The organism is Halomonas sp. ND22Bw (genome assembly GCF_003011945.1).
Lineage (GTDB): Bacteria > Pseudomonadota > Gammaproteobacteria > Pseudomonadales > Halomonadaceae > Halomonas > Halomonas halophila.
The window spans coordinates 1-490 of record NZ_PXWD01000114.1 but is presented as its reverse complement, the minus strand read 5'-3'; the positions used below and the strand labels follow the sequence as shown (position 1 = coordinate 490).

Sequence of the window (490 nt, the reverse complement as noted above, 5' to 3'; positions counted from 1 at the left end):
CGGGGCTGCTATCTGGCCGCCGCCGTGCGCGCCTGATCCCGTCGACAAACAAAAAGGGCCGCCCCGGCGATCCGAGGCGGCCCTTCAATTCTGCATCAAAGGCCGGCCTCAGGCCGCGACCTTCTCCACCTGGGCGTACTCCAGTTCGACCGGCGTGGCGCGGCCGAAGATGGACACGGCGACGCGCAGGCGGGCGTGTTCCTCGTCCACGCTCTCGACCGAGCCGTCGAAGCTGGCGAACGGGCCGTCGATGACCTTGACCTTCTCGCCGATGTCGAAGCGGATCGTGGGCTTGGGACGCTCGACGCCCTCTTCCACGGCGCCGATGATGTTCTGGACCTCGCGTTCAGAGACCGGCAGGGGCTTGGTGCCGCCCGCCGCGCCCAGGAAGCCGGTGACCTTGGGCGTATTCTTGACCAGGTGATAGGCCTGGTCCGTCATTTCCATCTTCACCAGCACATAGCCGGGGAAGAATTTGCGCTCGGAGTTC

1 protein-coding gene is annotated in these 490 nt (G+C 66.1%); it reads right to left on the bottom strand.

The window, feature by feature from the left end; genetic code table 11:
* Window positions 1-108 precede the first annotated feature (108 nt).
* A partial coding sequence (gene nusG / locus CVH10_RS17235) for a transcription termination/antitermination protein NusG (RefSeq protein ID WP_106489338.1) occupies window positions 109-490 on the bottom strand: 382 nt, incomplete at its 5' end.